A 24,138-nucleotide genomic window follows, 5' to 3' on the forward strand; every position below is an offset into this window, starting at 1 on the left:
AGGGACACTTCGGGCGTGCTGTCGTGCTGTGGTGGTCTGACTCTAGGACTGCCCAGAACAGATAGCAAGCCTTTTAGTCAATGTTCGTGACTAGAGGTGAGATCAGTGATCCCAGCGCTCTCCCGAGAGCGTCCGCAGAGCGAGCTGGTGCATGCGCCGCTGGTCGACCGCGGCCGCTTCGAGACCGGTCGGCTCGTGCCCGCCCTCGAAGATGTCGAGCACGACGTCGCCGCCCTGCGCGCCCAGTTCGTCGACGTAGCGCTGCACCCCGATGATGGGCGTTCGGGTGTCGATGGATCCCTGGTTGATCCAGACGGATGCCGTCACGTCATCGAGGTAGGAGATCGCCGAGAAGCGCTCGACCATCTCGGGCGGCACCCATGAGCTCCACACCGATCGCACCGCCGGATTCATCGCCGCGATCGCGGCCGTCCAGTCGGCGACGGCGACGTGCGCGAGCCCGCCGGCGAAGAGGTCGGGCAGGCGACCGACGCTCAGGAGCGTCATGTGACCGCCGTACGAGGCGCCGGTGATGAAGGTCGAGACCGGGTCGGCGAGCCCCTGCTCGCGCAGCCATGCGATCGCCGCCGCGACATCCTCGATCTCGCGGTCGCCTCCGGCTCCCCAGAATCCCTCGCGGAACGCCCGACCGAAGGTGACGGAACCGCGGTAGTTGAGCGAGGCGTACGCGAAGCCGGCATCGAGCCACGCCTGCGCAGACGGGTTGTACGAATCGATCGTCACGAGCATCGGTCCGCCGTGGATCTCGAGCACCGTGCCGCGCGGCTCGGCACCCTCGGGTCGCGCCCACCAGAGCTGCACGCGGGTGCCGTCTGCGCTCTCGACCATCGCCGAGGCGAGCGGATGCCCCGCCGGAGCGGGCGCGGGTTCGATCAGAGGCGCGGTGCCGCCGTCGGCGGAGACCTCGTCGATGTGCAGTGGCACGTCCCATGACGACCGGACGGCCCGGATCGCGCCGTCGGGTGCGTAGTACGACGCCCACTGGAACGGATGCAGGTCGGCGACGTCGGGGTCGGCGAAGCTGCCTCCCTCGAGGACCGTCCTCGCCAGCCCGTCGCTCTCATGGATCTCGATCAGGCGATGAATGCCGTTCTCGACGTGCACCGCGAGGATCCTGCCGGTCGGCGAGTGCCAGTCGACCGGGATGACCTCGCCCGCGAGTTCAGGGAGGTCGAAGTCCTGGCGCTCGCCCGTGCGGACGTTCCAGATCGCCGGTCGCGAGAAGCCGCTGCGCTCGGTGTTCAGCAGCAGTCGGTCATCACCCGCGTCCGCGGCGAAGCGCACTCCGCGCACGGGGCCCGCCGGGAGGTCGTCGAGCGTCGCCACCGTCTCGCCGGTCGCGCCGTCGACGACCGTGAGCATCGGGCGCCGGACGCCGGGGTTGTGCGCCGTCGTATCGACCGAGACGAGCGATCCGTCCGACGAGATCTGCCCGTACCAGGCCTCGATCGGGTTCGAGTAGACGACCCGTGGTTCGCCCCAGGGTGCTGCGGGGATCACGAGCACGTGGAATCCGTCTTCGTCGACCACCGTCACGACGAGGTGCGAGCCGTCGTACGACGACTCGAGCCCTCTGACCACGTAGGGCGCACGGCCGGGCGTGAGGACGACGCGCTCGGAGCCGTCGACGGCGAAGGCGACGAGACCGCCGACCTCAGACCCCCCGTCGTCGTCGAGGTCGATCACCCACTGGCCGTCGGCGGTGAGGATCGCTCCGACGCTCACGGGGAAGGGCAGCAGGTCGCCGGGTGCCGACGGCGCCCGCCAGACACGGCCGCGCGCACCGTCGGGGTGGTTCTCGACGAGCAGCGCCAGGTCTGTGTCGCCGGGCACCGGCCGCGCCGTGAGGAGGTAGGGCACGGCGAATCGTGCGTCGAGCACCTCATCGGACGGAACTGCGGGGACCTCGAGCATCCTGACTCCTTCTGACCACGTTGCCAATGGCGTTGACTATAACAGTGGCTATCGGGCACCGCCAGGGTTGTCGCATTGTCGATGCCACTGACAGACTGGCTGACAGCGGTGCGGTACCGTGATGTCTGCGCGGTCGACAGGGCCGCGGACTGCGAACGGAGTTCTCGATGGCGACGACACGGAAGGCCGCTGATTCAGCGAAGGCGAAGGCCCCAGCGAAGACAGCCGCCCGGCCGCGGCGAGCGCGGGACTCGCTGAGCCGGGAGATCATCGTCGCCGCCGCGGATCGCGTGGTCGAGCGCGAAGGCCTCGACCGACTCACCTTCCAGTCGATCGGCGAGGAGCTCGGCGCGCACCCGACGTCGATCTATCGGCACTTCCGCGACAAGGACGAACTGCTCCTCGCCTTGATCGACACCCTGCGTGCCCGCTCGTACAGCGGAGGCATGGTGGCGACCGACGACTGGCTCGCCGACCTCCGCACCCAGGCGCACCTGATCCACGACCACTACATGCGCTATCCCGAGTTCGCTCTGCAGATGGCGCTGCGCCGCCCGACCGACTTCGCGTCGATGGAGTTCTCGATCGGCGCTCTGCGCCGCGGCGGCTACGACCGCGAGCAGTCCGCCCTCTACGCGCGGGCGCTCGGCCAGCTCATCCGCTCGGCATCCAGCATCCAGGCCGCCCTCACCGCACTGCCGGCCGACGTGCAGGATGCCGATGAACTGACCTGGCAGATGGACTACCGCCGGCTCGACCCCGCCGAGTACCCCGAGATCGTCTGGGCCGGCGACGCTCTGCCCGGCATCCGGGATCCTCGCGCCTGGGAGACCGCGCTCGACCTGCTGCTCGAGAGCATCGAGCGGCACGCACCAGGAGCCTGACTCAGCGCCGTTCTCGCGGCGGTCCCGCGGTGCAAGGAGTGGGTTCGCGCGTGGCGAATCGTGGGCTCGCGCGATGCGAAGGAGATCTCACGCAACGAAGGAGCTCCTTGCTCTGATCTGACCTTCAGATCGGGAGATCTCCTTCTGAACGCGCGGGTGACCGGTGCGGATGCGGAAGCCACCGCCCGGGAGGGGGACTCGCCCTCCGGAGGAGCATCCGGGCGGAACCCTCCTCCCGAAGCGCAGTCCTCCTCCCGAAGCGGCGACGTGACCCAGAACGGATGCTGCGTCAGCCCTCGCGCGCACCGACCAGGTCGTCGAGCATGCCGGCCAGCAGGTCGACCCGTTCGAGCATCGACGAGATCGACACCCATTCGTGGTCGGCGTGCGCCCCGCCGCCCCGGGGACCGAGTCCGTCGAGGGTGCGAGCGCCGACGGCCGCGGTGAAGTTGCCGTCCGACGCACCCCCGGCCGAGACCGCCTCGACCTCGGGGTGACCGAGGGCATCCGCGACGCGGCGAGCGCAGGCGAGCAGTTCCGCCGACACGCTCTCCTCCATCGGCGGACGATTGATGCCGCCGAACACCTCGACGCCGACGTCCTCGGTGTGGGCGCCGAGCGACTGCATCCGCTCGTCGACGCGTTCGAGCTCATCGAGGGTCCACGCGCGCACATCGACGCGCAGTTCGGCGTGCTCGGGGATCACGTTCGTGACGGTTCCCGCCTGCGCGACGGTCGGACTCACGGTGGTTCCCCGCTCGTCGTCGGCCAACAGCGGCAGCGCGAGCACCTGGTGGGCGAGCTCGACGAGGGCGCTGCGGCCCTTCCACGGTTCGAGTCCGGCGTGCGCCGCGCGTCCGGTGATCGCCAGCCGGTAGATGCTGCCGCCCCGGCGAGCGATCTTCAGCGCGCCGTCGAGGCTGGGCTCGAGCACCAGCACCGTGCCGGCCCGCGCGGCCTCGCGTTCGATCAGCGCACGCGAGGTGGTCGAGCCGACCTCCTCGTCGCTCGTGAGCAGCACGGCGATCTCGCCGCGGCGTGCGACCTTCTCGAGCGCCGCCGCCATGATCACGATCCCCGCCTTCATGTCGAAGACGCCGGGCCCCGTGGCGCGGTCGCCGTCGAGGCGGAACGGACGCTCGTCGATCGTGCCCGCCGGGAACACCGTGTCGAGGTGTCCGATCAGCAGCACCGAGGGCGTCTCGCCACCGGGCCACAGTAGATGCGGGATGCCGTCGACCGTCTCGATCACTCCCGTCTCGCCCAGCACCGGGTCGAGCCACGAGCGCACGAGGTCCTGAGCGGCGGCGAGGCCGTCGGCATCCCCCGTCGGAGTCTCGATCATCACGAGCTCGGCGAGACGCTCGGCCTCGCGGTCGCGGGAGGTCACGAGGCCATCTCCACGCCGGCGAGGAAGCGTCGAAGCGCCGCCGTGGTGGCAGTCGGCGCTTCTTCGGCGAGGTAGTGGTCGGCCTCGATCGACTCTCCCCTGACCTGCTCGGCATAGTGCGACCACGTCTCGACCACGTCGAAGTTGCGGCCGACATAGCTGTGCGCCCCCCAGAGCGCGAGCACCGGGCACGTGATGCGTCGCCCGTCCGCCCGATCGGCACGGTCGTGGTCGAGGTCGACCGTGGCGGCGGCGCGATAGTCGGCTCCGCTCGCGAAGACGGTGTCGAGGTCGAAGCAGCGCAGGTACTCGTCGAACGCCTCGGGCAGCGCATCGCCGTCATGCCGCCGGCCGGTGAAGCGGCTGCGCAGCCAGGTCTCGCGCTCCGCGCCGATCAGGACCTCGGGCAGACCGTCCGAGCGGGCGAGGAAGAACCAGTGGAAGTATGCCGTCGCCATCTCTCGGTCGACGTTCTCGAACATGTGCAGCGTGGGGACGATGTCGAGCACGGCCAAGGAGGTGACGGCATGCGGATGATCGAGGGCCAGTCGGTGTCCGACGCGCGCTCCCCTGTCGTGCCCGATCACGACGAACTGCTCGTGACCGAGCTCGCGCATGAGGATGAGCTGGTCGTGGGCCATGTCACGCTTGGCGTACGAGGCACCGCGCGGCTTGGCCGAGTCCCCATAGCCGCGCAGGTCAGCCGCGACGACCGTGTGATCGTCGGCGAGCGCGCCGGCGACGGCATCCCACATCGCCTTCGTCTCGGGGTACCCGTGCAGCAGCAGGACGGCCGGGCCGGTGCCGCGGATGTCGGCGGCGATCCGGATGCCGTCGCAGTCCACCGCGACGGATGTCGGCGTGCGGGAATGGGTCATCTTCGTCCAACTCTCGGAACTCACTGCGCAAGTCAATTGCATTGACTATAGCAATGACCAAGAGTTTGGGAAGAGATGTTCACCGCCGATCCCCACACCGCCACACAGCCCGAGAAGTAGGCTGAGGGCATCATGGACGAGTTCATCCAGGGCTTCTGGAACTTCGCGGGGCACTACTGGTGGCTCGTCTTCCCCATCATGGGCATGGCCGGCGGCGCCGCGAAGGCGTGGGAGCGCAACTCGAAGCGTCGCCACGAACGTCGCATCGAGACCCTGCGACTGAAGGCCGAGATCAAGACGGCTCAGCTCGAAGCCCGCACCGGAAGGGCGAGGCAGGCGGGACCGGCGTTCGTCGACACTCGTGCTTCCGTCGCACCGAACACCCTGCTCGAGCGGCTCTTCTCCGAGCACGACGAGATCACCGCGCGGTGGCTCGACTACGAGCTCGACGTCGCGAAGCTCATCGCCTTCCCCGCCATGAGCGACGGACGCCAGCCTCTTGTCGCGGCGTTCCTGCGGGCCAAGAGGACGGCGGATGCGCTGCGCCCGCTCTCCGCTGACGCAGCCGTGACAGAGCAGCAGGTGTCGGAGTACCTCGACGCCGTCGGCGCGTACGCCGTCGCATTCGAGATCGCCGAGAAGGATGCCCGGCGGCTGCGCGACTCGACCTTCACCGAACCTGAGCGCAAGCGCCTCGACCGCGCGCAGCAGCTGCTCAAGGTCGCCGTCGACGAGTCGGCCACCCAGGCCGAGCGCAACGTCGCCTACCGACGCGTGCGCGACGAGCTCGAGGGCCTGATCCTGCTCAGCGACGAGGCCGTGCAGGTGCTCGAGAAGCAGGTCGCGCGCGAGCTCCCCGCACATCCGTCGACCCCGGCCGCGAGCGCGAGCACCGCCGCATCGACGACGCCGGCGCCCGCTGCGGCCGCCTCCGATCCGGAGCCCGAGAAGGTCCGGCTGCCGTCGCCGACGACAGCTCCCGACTCCCCGGCCCGGACTGACGCGTCTGCACCCCTGCGCGCGAACACGAACGACGATGGCGAGAATCCCCGATGATCACGAGAATCGAAGAGCTCGACTGGCAGGAGACCCCCATCGGCGAGCTGACGCTGCGTCGCCGCACCGAACCCGCTGTCGGCCAGGAGATCTACGAGGTCAAGCTCGGTGACGAATACCTGATGTCGAGCCTGTTCACGGTGGCGGAGGAGGAGCTCTCGAATCTCGGCCTGGCCGCTGTCGCCGGCGACGACCTCTCTGTGCTGGTCGGCGGCCTGGGGCTCGGATACACGGCGGTCACGGCGCTGCGTGACGACCGTGTGGCGTCGCTCACCGTGGTCGACCGGCTCGGCGCGGTGATCGGATGGCACCGACGGAAGCTGCTGCCCGTGTCGGCGGAACTCGTCGACGACCCGCGCACGAGCCTGGTCGAGGACGACTTCTTCGCCGTGGTCCGCGCAGCGCCCCCGGAGGGTCACCGCGGCTACTCTGCGATCCTGCTCGATGTCGACCACTCGCCGCGCCACCAGCTCGACCCCACGCACGCCGACCTCTATACCGCGGCCGGCCTGCGCGCCCTCGACCGGCACCTCGCCTCCGGTGGCGTCTTCGCACTGTGGTCGGATGATCCGCCCGACGATGCGTTCATGGACGAGATGCGTGCCGTGTTCGACGACGCCGTCGCCCACGTGGTCGACTTCGCGAACGCGGTCACCGGGGGGACGTCGTCCAACACCGTGTACGTCGGGCGCAGCCGCGGCGCGGCGGAGCCGACGTCGTGACCCCGAAGACGGTGGTCCTCACCGGCGCATCCGACGGGATCGGTGCGGCATCGGCACGCCAGCTCGCGGCATCCGGCCACCGACTCATCCTCGTCGGACGATCTATCGAGAAGACACGCGCTGTCGCCGCGGACACCGGGGCCGAGTGGTTCACCGCCGACTTCGCGCGACTCGACGACGTGCGCGAACTCGCGACGAAGATCGCGGATGCTGTGGGCGACGGCGGCATCGACGTGCTCGCGAACAACGCCGGCGGCATCTTCGGCGATCAGACCCCGACGGTCGACGGCTTCGAGAAGACGCTGCAGGTCAATCACCTGGCGCCGTTCCTGCTGACGAACCTGCTGCTGCCGCAGCTGCGCACCGGTCGCGCGGCGATCATCAACACCTCGAGCGTCGCGCACCGGCTGTTCGCCAAGCTCGACATCGACGACCTCGACAACCGTAAGGACTTCAGCGCGAACCGCGCCTACGGCGATGCGAAGCTCGCGAACGTGCTGTTCACGAAGAGCCTGCACACGAAGTTCCACGGCGAGGGACTCAGCTCGGTCGCCTTCCACCCCGGCACCGTGCAGACCAACTTCGCCTCGGACTCGAACACGCTCATGCGGTTCGTCTACCGAACCCCGCTCAAGCGACTGCTGCTCATCAGCAGCGAGAAGGGCGGCAGCACGCTCAGCTGGTTCGTCGAAGGCACCCCGGATGACACCTGGATCTCGGGCGAGTATTACGACGAGCGCGTTCTGACCCGGCGGGTGAACCCGATGATCGAGGATGCCGCACTGGCCGAGGCCCTGTGGCAGAAGAGCGCCGAACTCGTCGGGATCGACGCCACCTGACCGCATACTGATCGCCGGCCGTTCGCCCCGCTGTGTTGCGACCGGAACCACGAGCGGACCCAGCCAGACTGGTGGATCGACCCCCAGCAGGCAGGAGTATGCTGGCACACCGGGTCACATGACCCCTTCAGAGCGCGAGAGGCGGTGATGGCGATGTCCGGTGATAGTTGCGACGCCGCCTTCGTTGCGTCGCGTCTGACGGCATCCGTGCGTTGAGCTCCGGCTCCGCACCTGCACGTCCTGCTCCGCAGCCGTCGGCGGCGTCTTCCGCCCCCTGACGAATACTGCGCACGCCCCCTCTGACCCGGCGTGCGCCTGCGAGAACGGAGCCAGCCATGGCCCTCATCGACAACGGCGTGTACGTCCACGGACGTCGCGTGGAGACCCCGAAGAACCTCGACGAGACCTACCGGTCGCTCGATGCCCACGGCGGCATCGCCTGGATCGGCCTCTACCGACCGAGCCCTCAGGAGGTCGCCTCGGTCGCGCGCGAGTTCGACCTGCATCCGCTCGCCGTCGAGGATGCCCTCTCGGGTCACCAGCGGTCGAAGGTCGAGCGCTACGGTGACACGCTCTTCGCCGTGCTGCGCCCCGCCCGCTATCGCGACGAGCAGGAGTCGATCGAGTTCGGCGAGCTGCACCTGTTCGTCGGCCCCGACTTCGTGGTGACCATCCGGCACGCCGAGTCGCCCGACCTCGTGGGCGTGCGTCGTCGCATGGAGGCGCACCCCGACCTTCTCGCGATGGGCCCCGAGGCCGTGTTCTACGCGATCCTCGACGAGGTCGTCGACGGCTATGAGCCCATCGTCACGGGCCTGCTGAACGACATCGACGAGATCGAGGACCAGCTCTTCGGCGACAGCGACGACGACGCCCTCTCGCGGCGCATCTACGAGCTCTCGCGCGAGGTCATCAACTTCCAGCGCGCGGTGCACCCCCTCGCCGGGATGCTGGAATGGTTGCGCCGCGGATCCGAGAAGTACCGCATCGATGAAGAGCTGCAGCGCTCACTCCGCGACGTGCTCGACCACGTCATCCGCGTGAATGAGCGGGTCGACTCGTTCCGCGCGCTCCTCGAGAACGCCCTCACTGTGCAGTCGGCTCTCGTCGCACGCCGGCAGTCGGATGCGAGCCTCGCCCAGAACGACGAGATCAAGAAGATCTCGTCGTGGGCGGCGATCATCTTCGCGCCCACCCTCGTCGGCACGGTCTACGGCATGAACTTCGACGTCATGCCCGAGCTGCACTGGGCGCACGGCTATCCGATGGCGATCGGCGCGATGGCCGCCTTCGCGGTCGCCCTCTACGGGGTGTTCAAGTACAAGAAGTGGCTGTGACCCGCGGCGGGCTCAGCGGTCGTCGCCGCTGAGCCTGTCGAGCAGCTCGTCGAGATCGTCGAACTCCAGGACCTCGACGTCAGCGGCATCCCGGTCGCGCACCTCGATGTTCGCGACTTCGAGGTCGTCGTCGAGCTGCACCAGGATCCGTGAGTCCGGGAACTGCTTGGGCGCATCGAAGGCGATCAGCACGGCATCGGCGAACACCACCACCGAGGTGGCTTCGAGATCGTCGCGCAGGTCGACCTGCTCGATCACCGGCTCGTCGTCGACGGCCTCGTCGATGTCGTCGGCGACCTCGTCGATCACCGCCCGCCACCGGGTCTCGGACACCGACAGGATGCGGGTGATCGCCGCGATCAGCGCGTCGTCGTCGAGGGTCTCCTCGTCGTCCTCCAGCTCGGGGTCGACGTTGACGGTGACGACCGCGCCGGCGGCATCGATGGTGGCCCGCCCGTAGACGAGACCGTTCTCGGCGACCGGATCATCGAGCAGTCCGCTGTCGACGATGCGGGCGAGGAGAGTGTCGAGCAGTGGGGAGGACATGGCACCAGTCTTCCACTCTCGCCGCCGCTAGGCTCTAGGGCGTGCCGAATGCTGACTCCGCTGCCTCCGCCGCATCCGACCTCCGCCGCATCGCGGCCTCCCTCGCGGGAGCCGAGCCGCTGAACTGGGTCATCACCGGAGACTCCATCACGCACGGCCTGCTGCACACGCAGGGCGGGCGCAGCTACTCCGAACATCTGCACGAGCTGATCCGCGGCGAGCTCGGGCGTGTGCGCGACATCGTGATCAACACCGCGATCAGCGGCAACCGGATCATCGACATCCTCGACGACTGGGACCGCCGCGTCGCGTCATGGCGACCCGATCTCGTGACGCTGATGATCGGCACGAACGATGCCTCCGACGGCGGGCCCCGTGTCGTCATCGGAGCCGACGACTACGCCAGCTCACTGCGCGAGTTCGTCGCGCGGGTCAGGGCGCTGGGGGCCATCCCCGTGCTGCAGACCCCGCCGACCATCGACACGGCGAACGCGCCCGAACGCGCCCGGATCGCGGAGTTCGCGGATGCCGTGCGCACCGTCGCGGCATCCGAGGACGTGATCCTCGTCGACCAGCACGCGCGCTTCACCGAGCTGGGCAACGGCGGAGTTCCGTGGGGGCTGATGGGCGACCCGTTCCATCCGAACGCCGCCGGTCACGCCGCGCTGGCTCTCGAACTCGCGAACGCCCTCGACATCTGCCCGCAGCCCGACGCCGATCGCACCCTGCCGCTGCTCGAGGCGCAGGTCGCGATGGCGCGCCTGAACGGCTGAACGGCTGATCGCGGCGGTCGCCCCGCCCGGGTGAGATCACCCCCCGCAGCGCCCCGAACCCCAATACGCTGAGCGCATTCGCAGACGACAGCGGGGGTGGCGACGTGTCTCATGTGGTGGCGACGGGCGCAGGCAAGGCCATGATGGAGCGGCGGAACGATCCGACGCACGACTACATCCTCGGGCTCACCCGCAAGGAGAGACCTCGAGTGCTGTTCGTCGGCACGGCGACGGGCGATGACGCGGCATACATCGTGAGCTTCTACGCGACGTACGACTCGGACCGCTGCGCACCGCATCATCTGCCCCTCTTCCACCGATCGGTCGACGACCTCGCCGGTTTCGTGAAGGGGTTCGACGTCATCCATGTCGGCGGCGGCAACACCGCGAACATGCTCGACGTCTGGAAACGCCAGGGCCTCGACGAGATCATGCGCGAGATGTGGGAGGACCCGAACTCGAACGTCGTGTTCACCGGAGGCAGCGCCGGCGGCATCTGCTGGTTCGAGGGCGGCACGACCGACAGCTACGGTCCGACCCTGCAGGTGCTGCCCGAGGGGCTCGGATTCCTGCACGGCAGCTTCTGTCCGCACTACGACGCCGAGGATCAGCGGCGACCGCTCTTCCACGCGTCGCTGCTCAGCGGTGAGCTCGCGACCGGATACGCGGTCGGCAACCTGCAGTCGCTGCACTTCGAGAACTCCGACTTCGTCACGGCGATCAGCCCGGTCGAGAACCCGCTCGCGCTGCGCGTCGAGGCGATCGGCGGCAGGATCGTCGAGACCGAGCTCGCGACCGAGATCCTCACGGCATCCGCCCCGATCACGAAGGGGCCGTCGACGTGAACGACAACGTGTGGATCCTGATCGCCCAGCTGATCGTCGTCATCCTCGCGATCTACATGGGCACCCGCACCAGCGGGATCGGCCTGGGCGTGTGGGGACTCGTCGGCGTCGCCGTGCTCATCTTCGTGTTCGGAGAGGCTCCCGGCAACGCCCCGGTGGATGCCGTCTTCATCGTGATCACGGTGATCACGGCCGCATCCACCATGCAGGCGGCCGGCGGCATCGACTGGATGGTGTCTATCGCCGCCAAGGTGATCAGACGCAAGCCGAAGTCCGTGGTCTTCCTCGCCCCGGCGATGTCGTTCCTCTTCACGGTCGGCGCCGGCACGGGCAACATCTTCTACCCGCTGCTGCCGGTGATCTACGACGTGTCGTACCAGCAGAAGATCCGCCCCGAACGAGCGCTCTCCGTCTCGGCGGTCGCGTCGCAGGTCGGCATCCTCTGCTCCCCCGTCTCGGCGGCGACCGCGTCGATGGTGGTGCTCCTCGCGCCCCAGGGAGTCGATCTCGGCGGACTGCTGCTGATCATGTGGCCCGCGTCGATCGCCGGGCTCTTCGTCGCCGCGCTCGTCATGATGCGCCACGGCAAGGACCTCGAAGACGACCCCGAGTTCCAGCGGCGCCTCGAGAGCCACCAGATCCAGCCGCCCACGGTCGACGCGCACGACAGCAGGCTTCCGCGCACCGCAGTGCTGTCTGCCACGCTCTTCCTGATCGGCGTCGGCGTCATCGTGCTCTTCGGGCTCTTCGAGGGGCTGCGTCCCGTGATCGGCACCGACGACGCCGGCGACCCGGTGCGTCTGAGCGTGACCGTGATCATCGAGGTCGTGATGGGTGTCATCGCCGCTCTCATCTTCGTGTTCTGCAAGGTCAAGGCCGCGGATGTGCCGAAGCAGCCGACGTTCCCCGCCGGCATCGTCGGCGCGATCGCCCTGTTCGGCATCGCGTGGCTCGCCAACACCTTCGTCGCCGCCAACCAGACGCTGATCGTCGACGGCCTCGGCTCGGTGGTGTCGGGATCGTCGGCGTTCCTCGGAGCGCTGCTGTTCGCCCTCGCGCTGTTCGCTGTCGCGATGCTGACCACGAGCCAATCGAGCGCGACCAACGCGATCGTCCCGATCGGCATCACCATCGGGCTGCCCGCACCGCTGCTCGTCGGGCTGTGGCCGTCGACCATGGGCATCTACACGCTGCCGGCCAACGGCAGTCAGGTCGCCACCGTCGCATTCGACCAGACCGGCACGACGAAGATGGGCAGGTTCGTCTTCGACCACTCGTTCCAGCTGCCCAACCTCGTCTACATCGGCGTCGCGATCGTCGTCGGCGTGACCCTGTCGTTCCTGTTCTCGTGACGTGAGCGCGCGCTGACATGCCGGACGTGCTCGACCGCTCGGCCCTGCGCCAGTTCCTTCTGGGAGTGGCGCAGGGCATGAACGCCTCGGCCGAGTCGGTCGACCGCATCCGCGACACGATGACAGAGGTCGTCGAGGCCTATGGCGGCGACGACACCGACTTCGTCGTGCTGCCGACCATCATCCTGGTGGAGACCGGCGACGACGAGGAGTCGCGAGTCGCGATCCGGTCGGCGACCAACGCCTCGTTCCGCTTCGACCAGATCGCGGCACTGTACGAGCTGATCGCGCAGGCGCGCACCGCCTCGGTGTCGCCGCTCGACGGCATCCGTCGCCTGAACGAGATCGGGGCGATGCGTCCACGGCTGGGCTGGGTCACCCGCACGTTCGGGCATGCCGTGCTGACGACCGGCTTGGCGCTGCTGCTCGCCCCCACCTGGCAGGGCGCGATCGTCGCCTTCGTGCTGGGTGCGGGCATCGGGCTGCTCAAGCTCGTGCGCTCGCCCACCCTGCAGCTCGTGATGCCGATCGCCGCGGCGTTCGTGTGCGCCGCCGCGGTGTTCCTGCTCGCCGAGGTCATCGAGATCGGCGATCCGATCCGGCTGCTCATCGCCCCGTTGGTCACCTTCCTGCCCGGAGGCGTGCTGACGACCGCGACCGTCGAGCTCGCGGCGGGGCAGATGATCTCGGGCGCCTCGCGTCTGATCTACGGCTTCGTGCAGCTCGCCCTGCTGGCATTCGGCATCCTGGCGGCAGGCACCGTCGTGGGTGTCGAATCGCGCTCCTACGAGCCGCTCGAAGCGGCATCCTTCCTACCGTGGTGGGTCGCGCTGATCGGCATCCTGGTGTTCGCGCTCGGCAATTATCTGCACTTCTCGGCCCCCACCTCGACGTTCGGGTGGGTGCTGCTGGCGCTCGTCGTGGCGTACATCGGACAGTGGGTCGGCACCGCGCTGCTCGGCGCGACCCTGGGCGGATTCGTCGGGGCCGTGGCGATGGCACTCGTGGTGTTCTGGATCGCCTCGCTGCGCCGCGGCGTCCCGGCGCAGATCACGTTCCTTCCCGCGTTCTGGCTGCTCGTCCCGGGCGCTGCGGGACTCGTCGGACTCACCGAGGCCGTCGCCACCGACAGCGGCCTCGCCGACTTCATGGCGGCGCTGCTGTCGATCATGTCGATCGCGCTCGGAGTGCTCATCGGCACCGCGCTGTATCGGGTGGTGCACCACGGGGCCGAGGAGATCGTGCAGTTCGCCGTCGCTCCGCCCACGGTGGTGTCCGAGGCGCCGCGGCGGTTCCTCGACCGGCTGCTGCCCTGGCGGCGCGCTCGCGACTGAGCCGCGCTCGCGACTGAGCCGCGCTCGCGACTGAGCCCGGCCGCGGATCGCTCAGCCACCCGGGCGGCAGCAGCCCGCGCAGCACGAAGCGCGACCGTCAACGCGGCCACCGGGCGGCTTCCGAGAAAGTTCAGTATTCGGTGTTGCTAAGTACCGGTACTCAGTGTTACTTTGTACCGGTACCCATCAACACTGAGTACCGAACCAACGAAAGGAGGCTCTCATGGGCAAGCAGATGACCGAGATGCTCAAGGGCACACTCGAGGGCATCGTCCTGGCACTCCTCGCCGAGCAGCCGGCTTACGGCTACGAGATCACCAGCCGCGTGCGCGACCACGGATTCACCGACATCGCCGAGGGCACGATCTACGCACTGCTGGTGCGCGTCGAGCAGAAGAAGCTCGTCGACGTCGAGAAGGTGCCGAGCGAGAAGGGACCGCCCCGCAAGGTGTACTCCCTGAACGCCGCAGGCACGCAGGAGCTCGAGGAGTTCTGGAAGACGTGGAGCTTCCTCTCCGAGCACATCGAACAGCTGAACACGAACAGCACGAACAGCACGAACACGAACAACAAGGAGAACTGACATGGCCGCCAAGTGGATCGAAGCGCTCACCGGATCGCTCGAGCAGAAGAAGCAGTACCGCGATGCGAAGAAGCGCATCGACGCCCTCCCCGAGCCGTATCGCACGGTCGCCAACGCCCAGCACCGCTACACGATGTACTACGGGGGCATCACCGACGGCGACATCCTCGTGCAGATCTTCCTCGACCTCGCCGATCTGTGGGAGCGCGCCGCCATAGACGGCACCCCGATCGACGACATCGTCGGCGACGACCCCGTCTCGTTCGCCGAGACCTACGCCGAGGCGTACGGCGGAACCCACTGGATCGACAAGGAGCGCGCCCGCCTCGTCACGGCGGTCGACGACGCGAAGAAGAAGGAGTCACGATCATGAATGCACCAGCGATCGCCGTTCGCGGCATCGAGAAGTCCTACAAGGACCTCCACGTGCTGCGAGGCGTCGACTTCGAGGTCGAGAAAGGGACGATCTTCGCCCTCCTCGGCTCGAACGGCGCCGGCAAGACGACGATGGTCCGCATCCTCTCGACGCTGCTGAAGTCGGATGCCGGCGCAGCCACCGTGCAGGGGATCGACGTGGCCGCCGACCCCCTCGGCGTCCGTCAGCGCATCAGTCTCACCGGTCAGTTCGCCGCAGTGGACGAGATCCTCACCGGACGCGAGAACCTCGTGCTCGTCGCCCAGCTGCGCCACCTGCCCGACCCCGGAACGGTGGCCGACGAACTGCTCGCGACGTTCCGGCTGACGGATGCCGGGGGCCGCAAGGTCGGCACCTACTCCGGCGGTATGCGCCGCCGACTCGACATCGCGATGAGCCTCGTCGGGAATCCCGAGGTGATCTACCTCGACGAGCCGACCACCGGTCTCGACCCCGAGGCCCGCATCGAGGTGTGGGACGTGGTGAAGAAGCTCGCGAACACCGGCACCACCGTGCTGCTCACCACGCAGTACCTCGATGAGGCCGAGCAGCTGGCCGACCGCATCGCGATCCTGCACGAGGGTCGGATCATCGCCAACGGCACCCTCGCCGACCTCAAGCGGCTGCTGCCCGCGGCGAAGGTCGAGTACGTCGAGAAGCAGCCCACCCTCGAGGAGATCTTCCTCACTCTCATCGGACCGAAGTCGGGTTCGACCACCGGAAAGGAGAACGCAGCATGAGCACGCACTTCGCCGCCGATACGGCGACACTCACCGGCCGCTCGATGCGGCACATCTTCCGCAGCCCCGACACGATCATCACGACGGCGGTCACCCCGATCGCCCTGATGCTGCTGTTCGTCTACGTCTTCGGCGGGGCTCTGCAGACGAGCACCGGAGTCGACAACTACGTGAACTATCTGCTTCCGGGCATCCTGCTGATCGCGATCGCGTCCGGCATCGCCTATACGGCGTTCCGGCTCTTCACCGACATGCAGAGCGGCATCTTCGAGCGCTTCCACTCCATGCCGATCGCCCGATCGAGCGTGCTGTGGGCGCACGTGCTCACATCACTCACCGCGAACGCCATCACCCTCGCGATCATCTTCGCGGTCGGGTTCGTGATGGGATTCCGCACCGGGGCGAGTGTCTGGGCCTGGCTCGCCGTCATCGGCATCCTGATGCTGTTCACCCTGGCGCTCACGTGGCTCGCGATCATCGCGGGGCTCAACGCCAAGACGGTCGACGGGGCGAGCGCGTTCTCGTATCCGCTGATCTTCCTGCCGTTCATCAGCTCGGCCTTCGTGCCGACCGACACGATGCCGGGTCCGGTGCAGTGGTTCGCCGAGAACCAGCCGGTCACCTCGATCGTCGACACCATCCAGGCGCTGTTCGCCGAGCAGCCGGTCGGCACCGACATCTGGGTCGCTCTCGCCTGGTGCGTCGGCATCCTGGTCGTCGCCTACGTGTTCGCGATCATCTCGTACCGCAAGAAGGTCAGTTGAACGTCTGCAGTGAGACGGAACGCTCCGTCCGGGCCCCGCGCCCGGCCGGGGCGTTTCGCCGCGCTCGGCGTCGGCTGATCGGCTTCGCCTCCTGACTCCGCACTGCCGTTCCCCGAACACGGGCGGGCGACGTCAGCGCCGCGGCCGATCATCGACCTTGACCAGCGTGCGTCCGCGGAGGGTGAACACCGCGCCGTCCTCATCGACGTTGAGATGGGGTCCGCTGTACCAGCCGCCGTTGATGCCCGGCATGACCGTCGTCACCTCGAAGGTGCGAGGGTCGATGCGGAACAGGTTCGTGTCCGAGACGCCGTAGACCACGCCGCGGGCCGCCTTCATCGCCGCGAATCCGGGCACGAGGGCCGCGAGGTCTCCGGTGTGGACGATCGCCCGCCGCGGTCGATCGATCACCACCAGTGCACCCTTGATCGAGAGCGCGAAAAGGTACCGCCCGTGAGCGGCGAGCGCGGCGATGCCGTGAGGCGCGCCCGTCTCAATCCGCCAGAGCTCACGGTGCGCCAGCGGGTCCCACGCGACGATCGTCCCGCGTGGCCCCGTCTTCTGCGCGTTGTCGCCGCCGAGGTACGCGACACCGTCGACCGCGACGACCGCGCGCACCAGCTGCATGTCGTCGATCGGATTGATCGCATGCGTGCTCGCGCCCGTCCGGGGGTCGAACGTCCATAGCGAGCCACCGCCCTCGGTATCCGCCTGGGCGGCGACGAGGAGCAGCCGATTACGGTCGTCCCAGTGGGTGTCGAGGGGGCGATTCTGGGCTGACGGGAACGCCGCGACACGGTGGATCGACTCCCCGGTCCGCGGGTCGTAGGCCCAGATCCCCTGGGCGTTGTACTGCCCCGTGTAGAGCACGCCGCCGATGACCTCGGCATCCTTCGCCTCTCCCGGCGCGCGCAGATTCACCGCGCCGCCTCGGCGCAGATCGTGCCTCGCGATGCCCCCGTTGCCTCCCACGTAGGCGAACCCGGCACCGACGGCGATTCCCATGCAGGTCTGCGCGCTCACCGGGGCGCCCGCCTCGCCCAGGTCGTACTCGGCGCGCACAGCGCCGTCGAGCTCGAGAGCGGCGACGAAACCGTAGCCCGAGACGACGACGAGCCCATCGTCGTGCACGTCGAGTCCCCAGATCTCGCCCAGGTCGACGGGCACCGGAAGCTGATGCACCGCATCCTCGCCCGGCGTCCACCGCAGCACCCCCGCGTCGTTCGCGCAGTAGACGTCGCCGCCCGCAACGGCGAAGTTCTTCGCCGTCGTCCCGATCGCCGTCACCGCGCGGTACGAGGTGTGATCGGCGAGGGAGATCTCCGCGATCTTCGTGGGCTCCACCGAGCCCGCCGTCGACGCCAGCAGCCGGTCCCCGGCGATCGTGAGCTCGCGGATGCTGGGGTCGTTCACCATCTCCGTCGGCGTGATGTCCGTGAAGGTCGCCGCCCTGCGGTCGAAGGCGTAGAGCGCTGCCCTGCTCGTTCCGGAACCTCCCCCGAGCGTGCTTCCGGCCCCGAAGAACACCGTCTGATCGGTCGCCGCGACGGCGCGCGCGAGCGTTGCCTTGGCGTCGGGAACGCCGAGGTTCGTGATCGATCCCGTCGACGGGTCGTACTGCCACAGCGCCGGAGCACCTGTGCCACCGCCGCCGACTGCGAACAGGGTGCCGTCCGGCGCGACGGCGAGGTCGCGCACGTCGCGGTCGCCGATACGGCCGATCGCCACAGCGGGAGCGGCGAGATCGGTCAGATCCCAGCGATAGAGGTTGTTCGCGCTGGGGGCTTTCTGCAGGATGCCGGCATAGAGCAGCTTTCGCGCCGGATCCACCGTCAGCGCCTGAATACTGTGCCCGGTCGCGAGCGTCGTCGAGTGAGTCACGGCGGCGGAGGCGACGTCGAAGGCCAGGATCCCCGTCGGCTCGAGGTTGCGGGATCCGATGTAGCAGATGCCGTCGAGCAGCACCCCGCTCATCAGGGAGTACTGCATGATGCCCGGCCCGATCTCGGTGATCGTGGTGCCTGCGCGCCCCGTCGGGAAGAGAGTCGGGGAGGCCTGCGCAGACTGCGCGGAGCCGACGCCTGCGGCCGCGGCGAGCAGCCCTCCGGCCCCGGCGAGCAGGACTGTGCGGCGGGTCAGCTTCAGGGGTTCGGACATGGGGACTCCTTGCGTTCGTCGTCGAATGTCGGGGAGGAGGCGCGCGCGGTCAGGCGGTGATGGCCAGCAGTTCGGGTTCGACCTCATACGCGAGCGGTTCATCGCGAGTGATCCGTCCGAGCTCGTCGAGCATCGCCCGCGACAGGCGCTCGAGCTCCACTCCGTACGACCCGGCGATGTGCGGCGTGAGCAGTGCATGGTCGGACGAGTACAGCGGGTGGTCGGATTCGAGGATCCACGGCACCGTGACGTCGAGTATCGCGAACAGCTCGCCGGCGAGCACGCGTCTCGTCAGAGCCTGCTGGTCGACGATCTCTCCGCGAGCCGTATTCACCAGGGTCGCCCCGCGCGGCATGGAGGCGATGCCCGCGGCATCCACCAGATCGAACGTCGACGGCAGCGACGGCGCGTGCACCGAGACCACTCGGCTGGTACGCAGCAGCTCGTCGAGCGACACCGACGTGACGCCCAGGGCCGCGGCGTCGTCCTCCGTCAGATACGGGTCGTAGACGACGACCTCGAACGAATATGCACGCAGCATGTCGATGACCATCCGACCGATCTTCGACGCGCCGATGATGCCGACGCGCTGACCGAAGTTACCCAGTCCGGGGAATGCGGCCTCGATGTCGAACTCGTCCTGCACCCGGCCATAACGGCGAGCGATCGGCAGCACCTGCTTGCCCGCGAGCACGATCATCGCGACGGCGTACTCGGCCACCGGCACCGCGTTCGCCGCGGCGGCGGAGCTCACGCGCACACCGCGCTCGAGAACGACGGGATCGAGATACGGCTTGACCGTGCCCGCCGCGTGCAGCACGGCCTCGAGGCGAGGGGCCTGGTCGAGCACCGAGGCGTCGATGCGCGGCGCTCCCCACCCGGTCACCAGGACTTCGGCCCGCGCCAGCACGGCGCGGGCCGGGTGGGAGGTGAACTCGGTGAGGACACCGGCGACATCGGCGATGGTCTCGTAGTCGCGCATGACCCTCTCGGGGAACACCCGCTCGCGCACCGACGCCGTCATCGCGAAGGCGATCACGGGGCGCCGAGCGCTCACTTGACGCTCCCAGCCGAGAGGCCGGATCGCCAGAACCGCTGCAGCATCACGAACGCGATGATCAGGGGGAGCACGGAGACGAACGAGCCGGCGATGACGAGCGTCGAGAACTCGGGGTTCTGCTGCACCTGGCTCTGCCACAGCGCGATGCCCACGCTCGACGGGAAGAGATCGCGGTTCTGCAGCATGATCAGGGGGAGCATGAAGTTGTTCCAGATGGCCACGAACTGGAACAGCGCGATCGTGACGAAGCCCGGCACCAGCATCGGCATCCCGACCTGGAGGAAGCTGCGGATGGGCCCCGCCCCGTCGACCCTCGCCGCCTCAAGAGTCTCGGCGGGCAGATAGCCCGAGGAGAACACGCGGGCGAGGTAGACGCTGAAGGGGTTGCACAGTGTCGGGATCAGCACAGCCCAGATCGTGTTGGTCAGGCCGATCGATGCGGCAAGCAGATACAGCGGGATCACCGTGGCGGTGTTCGGGATGAGAACGCCCACGAGCACCGACGCGTACAGCCCGCGCTTGCCGCGGAACTCGAACTTGTCGAACGCGTACCCGGCCATCAGTGAGACGAACCCGCCGACGACGGCTCCGATCCCCGCATACAGGATGCTGTTTCCCAGCCACCGCACGAAGATGCCGTCATCCTGGGCGAGCAGTCGCTGCAGGTTCACGACGAGATCGCTGCCGAAGGCGAAGGCGTTGCCCGAATAGAGCTCCCCCGCATCCTTCGTCGCCGCGAACACCAGCCAGAGCAGCGGCAGCACCATGTAGGCGGAGCCGAGCACCAGCAGTCCGTTGACGCCGACCTTCGCGGCGGTGCGACGTCCGCTATGCCGCGGGCGTGTGCCTGTCGGACTCGTCGAGCGAGGAGAGTGCGATGTCGGTCGATCGATCACGGCGGTCATCGCGTCGGCTCCTTCGAGGTGAATCGGGTGACGACCCACGACAGCAGACCGGCGAGCAGGGCGAGGATGATCGAGGCTGCAGCCGCCTGCGGCAGGTTGTTGCGGTTGAACGCCGCGTCGTAGGCCCACATGTTCGGCACCCAGGTGCTGGTGACCGCGGTCGTGGCGGACGAGAGGATCTTCGGCTCGGTGAACAGCTGCAGCGAGCCGATCACCGTGAACAGCAGCGCGACCCCGAGCGCGGGCCAGACCAGAGGCGTCTTGATCGAGAGCGCGGTGCGGATCTCCCCGGCACCGTCGACCTTGGCCGCCTCGAGGATCTCACGGGGCACCGCCTGAAGCGCGGTGAACAGGATGATGACGTTGTAGCCCGCCCACTCCCACACGGCGATGTTGACCATCGACGGAAGCACGAGCTGCACCGACAGGAAGTCGATGCCGATGCCGCCGGACTCGAGCGCCTTGACGATCGGGCTGACGCCGGGCGTGTAGAGGTACGCCCAGATGAGTGCGGCGATCACACCGGGAACGGCGTGCGGCAGGAAGAGCAGCAGCTGGAACGCCCGTTTGGCGTAGGCGACTGCCGAGTCGAGCAGCAGCGCCAGTACGAGAGCGACAGCCAGCAACGTCGGCACGTACAGCAGGCAGTAGATCGCGAGCCGACCGAAACCGTCCGTGAACGTCGAGTCGCTCAGCACCTCGACGTAGTTGCCGAGCCCGACGAACTCGACCGTCGCGCCTCCGAAGCCGAGTCCGCTGCGCTTCTCGGCGAAGAGGCTCATGCCGATCGCATAGATCACCGGGGCGATCATCGTCAGCGCGAAGAGGAGGAAGAAGGGGATCAGGAAGACGGATGCGGTGCGTCCGCCCGTTCCGGGTATCGTCTTCCGCGCGGTGCGCCGTGCGGTGCGTTCCGCGGTGCGCCTCGTGGCGGATGCCTGAGTCGTCATGGTCTGTGTCCTTCGATCCGTATCGTCGGGCGGGCGTGCGTGGACGCCCGCCCGACGATGCACCGGCTATTCCGTGATGTCGAGGCCGAGCTTCTCGAGCCCGTCGACCGTGGACTTCTGCGTCGAGGTGAGCGCGTCAGACAGCGTCGGCGACGCCGTGACCGAGTCCTTCAGCGCCGTGGCGGTGAGGTCGTACTTCGGCCCCCACGCCCACTCGCCGAGGTTCGCCGATGCCTCATCGAAGACCTCGTAGATGTCGTTGCCGTAGTAGTCCGTCGGTGCGACGGATGCCGCGACATCGTTGAGTCCGGGGTAGGCGAGGTAGGCGGTGCCCACGGCACCACGCGCCTCGATCGCATCCGGCGAGGTGACGAGCCACTCGAGGAACACGGCCGCAGCCGCTGCGTTGTCGGAGTTCTCAGGGATCGCGAAGCTCGTTCCGCCGCTCAACGCACCGCTGGGCTCGCCGTCCCACAAGGGAGGGGCCGCGGCGATCCACTTGCCCTCCTGACCGGAGGCTTCGGTGCGTGTCTTCAGTGCCGAGGCGCTCCACGATCCGCCCACCCACGCGTTGACCACGCCGCTGTTCAGATCGGCTGTCCACTCATCGCTGAAGCCGAGCTGCTTCTTCACCAGTCCCTCATCGATCAGGCGCTGCCAGTAGTCGGCGACCTCCTGCGACTCGTCGTCGTCGATGGCGACCTTCCAGCTGTCGTCCTCGACGGAGAACCACTCGGCGCCCGCCTGCCACGACATCGGCGCCAGCTGAGGCTCGTTGGTGAAGAAGCTCGTGAGGTAGGCGTCGGGGTTCACGGCCTTCACCGCGCGTGCCGCGTCCTCGAACTCGTCCCACGTGGTCGGCACGTCGACGCCGGCGGCCTCGAGCACGTCCTGGCGGTACCAGATCACCATGGGGGGTGCGTCGTAGGGAAGTGCGTAGGCGGCGTCGCCGAACGAGACGAGGTTGCGCACCTGCTCGTCGTACTCGCCGAGCACGTCGCCCGAGACGAGGCCGTCGACCGGCGCGAGCTGTTCAGCCGCGACGAAACCGGGCAGCCGGTCGTACTCGATGCCCACGACGTCGGGACCGCTGCCCGATTCGATGGCGGCGGAGAGCTTGGTGTAGCCACCGTTCGCCCCGTTCGGGATCTCCTCGAAGTTGACGGTGATGTCGTCCTGGCTCGCGTTGAACGCGGCGGCCACGTCGGACATGCCGCTGAGAAACGACCAGAACGTGACCTCGCCCGTCGGGGTCTCGGTGGCCACGGGTTCTGCGGCGGGGCCTCCGGCCGCGCATCCTGCGACGAGAGCGGAGGTGGCGGCGAGAGCCACCACAGAGAGGGAAGTTCGATGCAGGGACATCGCGGGTTCTCCTTTGAATCGTTGACCGTGCGAGTTCGATCATTCGCCACGCCGAACGATTCACCAACCGAAGTGGGCGGTTTCTAACAGAACCTAACAATCAAACGGGGCGCACGGTCGATTCCCTGATGACCAGGGCGGGCAGCAGCGCCATCCGCACCGGTGTATGCGCGGCCCCCGCGGGCTGCTTGAGCCGATCCACGCACAACCTCAACGCGGCGTGGCCGAGCTCGTGCTTCGGTGGCGCGACCGCCGTGAGCGGAACCGTCGCGAAGGCCGCGACCTCATCGTCGTAGGCGACCACGGCGAAATCCTCGGGCACCCGCAGGCCCTTCTCGATCACCAGATCGAGAAAGGCCATCGCGTCGGCATCGCCGAGCAGGATCGCTGCGGAGACCCCATCGGACAGACAGTCGTCAAGCAGATCGCCGAGCTCGGCGATGTTGGCATTGTCGCCGACCTGCGGGTGCGACAGATCGCGGCGGAGGGCGCGTGTGGAGTGCTGATCGAGCGATCCCATCGCCCTCCGGAACCCCGCGTCCAACCCGGCGACCGTCGCAGACGGCCTGGCGGCGAGCGCGATCCGGAGGTGCCCCTGCTGCACGAGGTGGCGCACCGCGACCTCCGCGCCGTGGGCATGATCCGTGCGGACCCACTCGAGTCGTCCGGCGAGAGGATCCTCGACGGAACGCTCGACCATCACCACGGGAAGGTCGGTCTCAGCCAGCATCCGCTGCAGTCGCGAGTCGGGGGTGAGGGTGTCCTGCGGGGTGATCATCAGGGCATCCACTCCGCTCGCGATCAGACGCTCGGCCTGGCGGAACTCCTCCTCCTCGGAGTAGTTCGTCGCGCCGACGACCAGGCGGCAGTTCGACTCATGCGCCGCCTGACTCGCTCCCCTGATCACCTCGGGGAAGTAGTACTGCGTCGTCGGCACGATCATCCCGATCGTCGCGACGGGTCTCGGTCGCGAGTCGCCGCGCTCACTGTCGCGGGACTGCTGCCGCGCCACGGCGAGAGAGAGCGCGCCACCGTGGACGCGCACCAGCAGCCCACGATCCTCGAGTGCGACGAGATCACGCCACACGGTCATGGTCGTCACCCCCAGCCGCACGGCGAGCGCGGCGGTCGACAGCGAGCCGCGCATCTCGAGCTCGCGGAGGATCGCATCGTGACGCGCGGCGGCGGGCATCAGACCTCCGATGGGCATGCTCGAATCCAACAGAATCCAACATAACCCGCGTGGATCGCTCGTAGCGTGCGAAGGAGATCTCGCGCTCCGACGGAGGGGATCACCGCATCCGCCCTTCG

23 protein-coding genes are annotated in these 24,138 nt (G+C 68.2%); 13 read left to right on the plus strand and 10 right to left on the minus strand.

The genetic code is table 11. The annotated features are described in order from the left end of the window. Window positions 1-102: 102 nt before the first annotated feature. The gene (locus BEP68_RS01980; RefSeq protein ID WP_187249069.1) at window positions 103-1,935 is read right to left on the minus strand and encodes a prolyl oligopeptidase family serine peptidase; all 1,833 of its coding nucleotides are present in this window, start codon (window positions 1,933-1,935) and stop codon (window positions 103-105) included. Window positions 1,936-2,102: 167 nt separating this feature from the next. Between BEP68_RS01980 and BEP68_RS01985 the strand changes: the two genes are divergently transcribed. Beyond that, a complete protein-coding gene (locus BEP68_RS01985) occupies window positions 2,103-2,819 on the plus strand; it encodes a TetR/AcrR family transcriptional regulator (protein WP_187249070.1) in 717 nt (238 codons plus the stop codon). 289 nt (window positions 2,820-3,108) lie between these two features. Here the strand turns inward: BEP68_RS01985 and BEP68_RS01990 are convergent, their stop codons facing one another. Then, a complete protein-coding gene (locus BEP68_RS01990) occupies window positions 3,109-4,209 on the minus strand; it encodes a M20 family metallopeptidase (protein WP_222839068.1) in 1,101 nt (366 codons plus the stop codon). Then, window positions 4,206-5,087 (minus strand): alpha/beta fold hydrolase, encoded by an 882-nt coding sequence (locus tag BEP68_RS01995; protein WP_187249071.1) that lies wholly within the window; start codon window positions 5,085-5,087, stop codon window positions 4,206-4,208. Before BEP68_RS01995 ends, BEP68_RS01990 begins: the two co-directional genes overlap by 4 nt. 132 nt (window positions 5,088-5,219) lie before the next feature. On the opposite strand from BEP68_RS01995, the gene BEP68_RS02000 reads away from it, so the two are divergent. The 4 genes from BEP68_RS02000 to BEP68_RS02015 all read left to right on the plus strand — a co-directional run bounded on the left by BEP68_RS02000 (window position 5,220) and on the right by BEP68_RS02015 (window position 9,041). Beyond that, window positions 5,220-6,143: a hypothetical protein gene (locus BEP68_RS02000; RefSeq protein ID WP_261987666.1), complete on the plus strand. Its 924-nt coding sequence runs from the start codon at window positions 5,220-5,222 to the stop codon at window positions 6,141-6,143. Further along, window positions 6,140-6,865, plus strand: a complete 726-nt coding sequence (locus tag BEP68_RS02005) for a spermidine synthase (RefSeq protein ID WP_187249072.1) — start codon at window positions 6,140-6,142, stop codon at window positions 6,863-6,865. The genes BEP68_RS02000 and BEP68_RS02005 overlap by 4 nt, the downstream gene beginning before the upstream one ends. After that, window positions 6,862-7,704, plus strand: coding sequence for an SDR family NAD(P)-dependent oxidoreductase (locus tag BEP68_RS02010; protein WP_187249073.1), 843 nt, complete (start codon window positions 6,862-6,864; stop codon window positions 7,702-7,704). Before BEP68_RS02005 ends, BEP68_RS02010 begins: the two co-directional genes overlap by 4 nt. Window positions 7,705-8,039: 335 nt before the next feature. Continuing rightward, window positions 8,040-9,041 (plus strand): magnesium and cobalt transport protein CorA, encoded by a 1,002-nt coding sequence (locus tag BEP68_RS02015; protein WP_187249074.1) that lies wholly within the window; start codon window positions 8,040-8,042, stop codon window positions 9,039-9,041. A gap of 12 nt (window positions 9,042-9,053) precedes the next feature. On the opposite strand, the gene BEP68_RS02020 is transcribed toward BEP68_RS02015, so the two are convergent. After that, window positions 9,054-9,587 (minus strand): hypothetical protein, encoded by a 534-nt coding sequence (locus tag BEP68_RS02020; protein WP_053098376.1) that lies wholly within the window; start codon window positions 9,585-9,587, stop codon window positions 9,054-9,056. 41 nt (window positions 9,588-9,628) lie between these two features. Between BEP68_RS02020 and BEP68_RS02025 the strand changes: the two genes are divergently transcribed. The 8 genes from BEP68_RS02025 to BEP68_RS02060 all read left to right on the plus strand — a co-directional run bounded on the left by BEP68_RS02025 (window position 9,629) and on the right by BEP68_RS02060 (window position 16,393). Next, complete coding sequence (locus BEP68_RS02025; protein ID WP_187249075.1) at window positions 9,629-10,360, plus strand: SGNH/GDSL hydrolase family protein; 732 nt, start codon at window positions 9,629-9,631, stop codon at window positions 10,358-10,360. Between the two features lie 104 nt (window positions 10,361-10,464). After that, the gene (locus BEP68_RS02030; RefSeq protein WP_187249076.1) at window positions 10,465-11,205 is read left to right on the plus strand and encodes a peptidase E; all 741 of its coding nucleotides are present in this window, start codon (window positions 10,465-10,467) and stop codon (window positions 11,203-11,205) included. Beyond that, window positions 11,202-12,557, plus strand: a complete 1,356-nt coding sequence (locus BEP68_RS02035; RefSeq protein ID WP_072590470.1) for an anaerobic C4-dicarboxylate transporter family protein — start codon at window positions 11,202-11,204, stop codon at window positions 12,555-12,557. Before BEP68_RS02030 ends, BEP68_RS02035 begins: the two co-directional genes overlap by 4 nt. 17 nt (window positions 12,558-12,574) lie before the next feature. Then, on the plus strand, window positions 12,575-13,891 hold the full coding sequence (locus BEP68_RS02040; protein WP_072590469.1) for a threonine/serine exporter ThrE family protein: 1,317 nt from the start codon (window positions 12,575-12,577) through the stop codon (window positions 13,889-13,891). A 223-nt stretch (window positions 13,892-14,114) separates the two neighbouring features. After that, a complete protein-coding gene (locus BEP68_RS02045) occupies window positions 14,115-14,474 on the plus strand; it encodes a PadR family transcriptional regulator (protein ID WP_053098373.1) in 360 nt (119 codons plus the stop codon). 1 nt (window position 14,475) lies between these two features. Beyond that, entirely contained in the window at window positions 14,476-14,847 is a 372-nt protein-coding gene (locus tag BEP68_RS02050; RefSeq protein WP_053098372.1) for a DUF1048 domain-containing protein, read from the plus strand. Continuing rightward, the gene (locus tag BEP68_RS02055; protein WP_056275960.1) at window positions 14,844-15,629 is read left to right on the plus strand and encodes an ABC transporter ATP-binding protein; all 786 of its coding nucleotides are present in this window, start codon (window positions 14,844-14,846) and stop codon (window positions 15,627-15,629) included. Before BEP68_RS02050 ends, BEP68_RS02055 begins: the two co-directional genes overlap by 4 nt. Then, window positions 15,626-16,393 carry an ABC transporter permease gene (locus BEP68_RS02060; RefSeq protein ID WP_053098370.1) on the plus strand — a complete coding sequence of 256 codons (768 nt, stop codon included), beginning with the start codon at window positions 15,626-15,628 and terminating at the stop codon, window positions 16,391-16,393. Before BEP68_RS02055 ends, BEP68_RS02060 begins: the two co-directional genes overlap by 4 nt. A gap of 132 nt (window positions 16,394-16,525) precedes the next feature. Here the strand turns inward: BEP68_RS02060 and BEP68_RS02065 are convergent, their stop codons facing one another. From BEP68_RS02065 to BEP68_RS02090, 6 genes are all read right to left on the minus strand, one after another. Further along, window positions 16,526-18,550 (minus strand): PQQ-binding-like beta-propeller repeat protein, encoded by a 2,025-nt coding sequence (locus tag BEP68_RS02065; RefSeq protein ID WP_187249077.1) that lies wholly within the window; start codon window positions 18,548-18,550, stop codon window positions 16,526-16,528. A 49-nt stretch (window positions 18,551-18,599) separates the two neighbouring features. Beyond that, window positions 18,600-19,607, minus strand: coding sequence for a hydroxyacid dehydrogenase (locus BEP68_RS02070; protein WP_315985252.1), 1,008 nt, complete (start codon window positions 19,605-19,607; stop codon window positions 18,600-18,602). Further along, complete coding sequence (locus BEP68_RS02075; RefSeq protein WP_187249078.1) at window positions 19,604-20,515, minus strand: carbohydrate ABC transporter permease; 912 nt, start codon at window positions 20,513-20,515, stop codon at window positions 19,604-19,606. Before BEP68_RS02075 ends, BEP68_RS02070 begins: the two co-directional genes overlap by 4 nt. Then, the gene (locus tag BEP68_RS02080) at window positions 20,512-21,465 is read right to left on the minus strand and encodes a carbohydrate ABC transporter permease (protein WP_187249079.1); all 954 of its coding nucleotides are present in this window, start codon (window positions 21,463-21,465) and stop codon (window positions 20,512-20,514) included. The genes BEP68_RS02075 and BEP68_RS02080 overlap by 4 nt, the downstream gene beginning before the upstream one ends. A gap of 66 nt (window positions 21,466-21,531) precedes the next feature. Further along, window positions 21,532-22,827, minus strand: coding sequence for an ABC transporter substrate-binding protein (locus tag BEP68_RS02085; RefSeq protein WP_187249080.1), 1,296 nt, complete (start codon window positions 22,825-22,827; stop codon window positions 21,532-21,534). 100 nt (window positions 22,828-22,927) lie between these two features. Continuing rightward, window positions 22,928-24,037, minus strand: coding sequence for a substrate-binding domain-containing protein (locus BEP68_RS02090; RefSeq protein ID WP_187249081.1), 1,110 nt, complete (start codon window positions 24,035-24,037; stop codon window positions 22,928-22,930). Window positions 24,038-24,138 lie beyond the last annotated feature (101 nt).

It is taken from the genome of Microbacterium sp. 4-7 (genome assembly GCF_014332665.1).
Classification (GTDB): Bacteria; Actinomycetota; Actinomycetes; order Actinomycetales; family Microbacteriaceae; genus Microbacterium.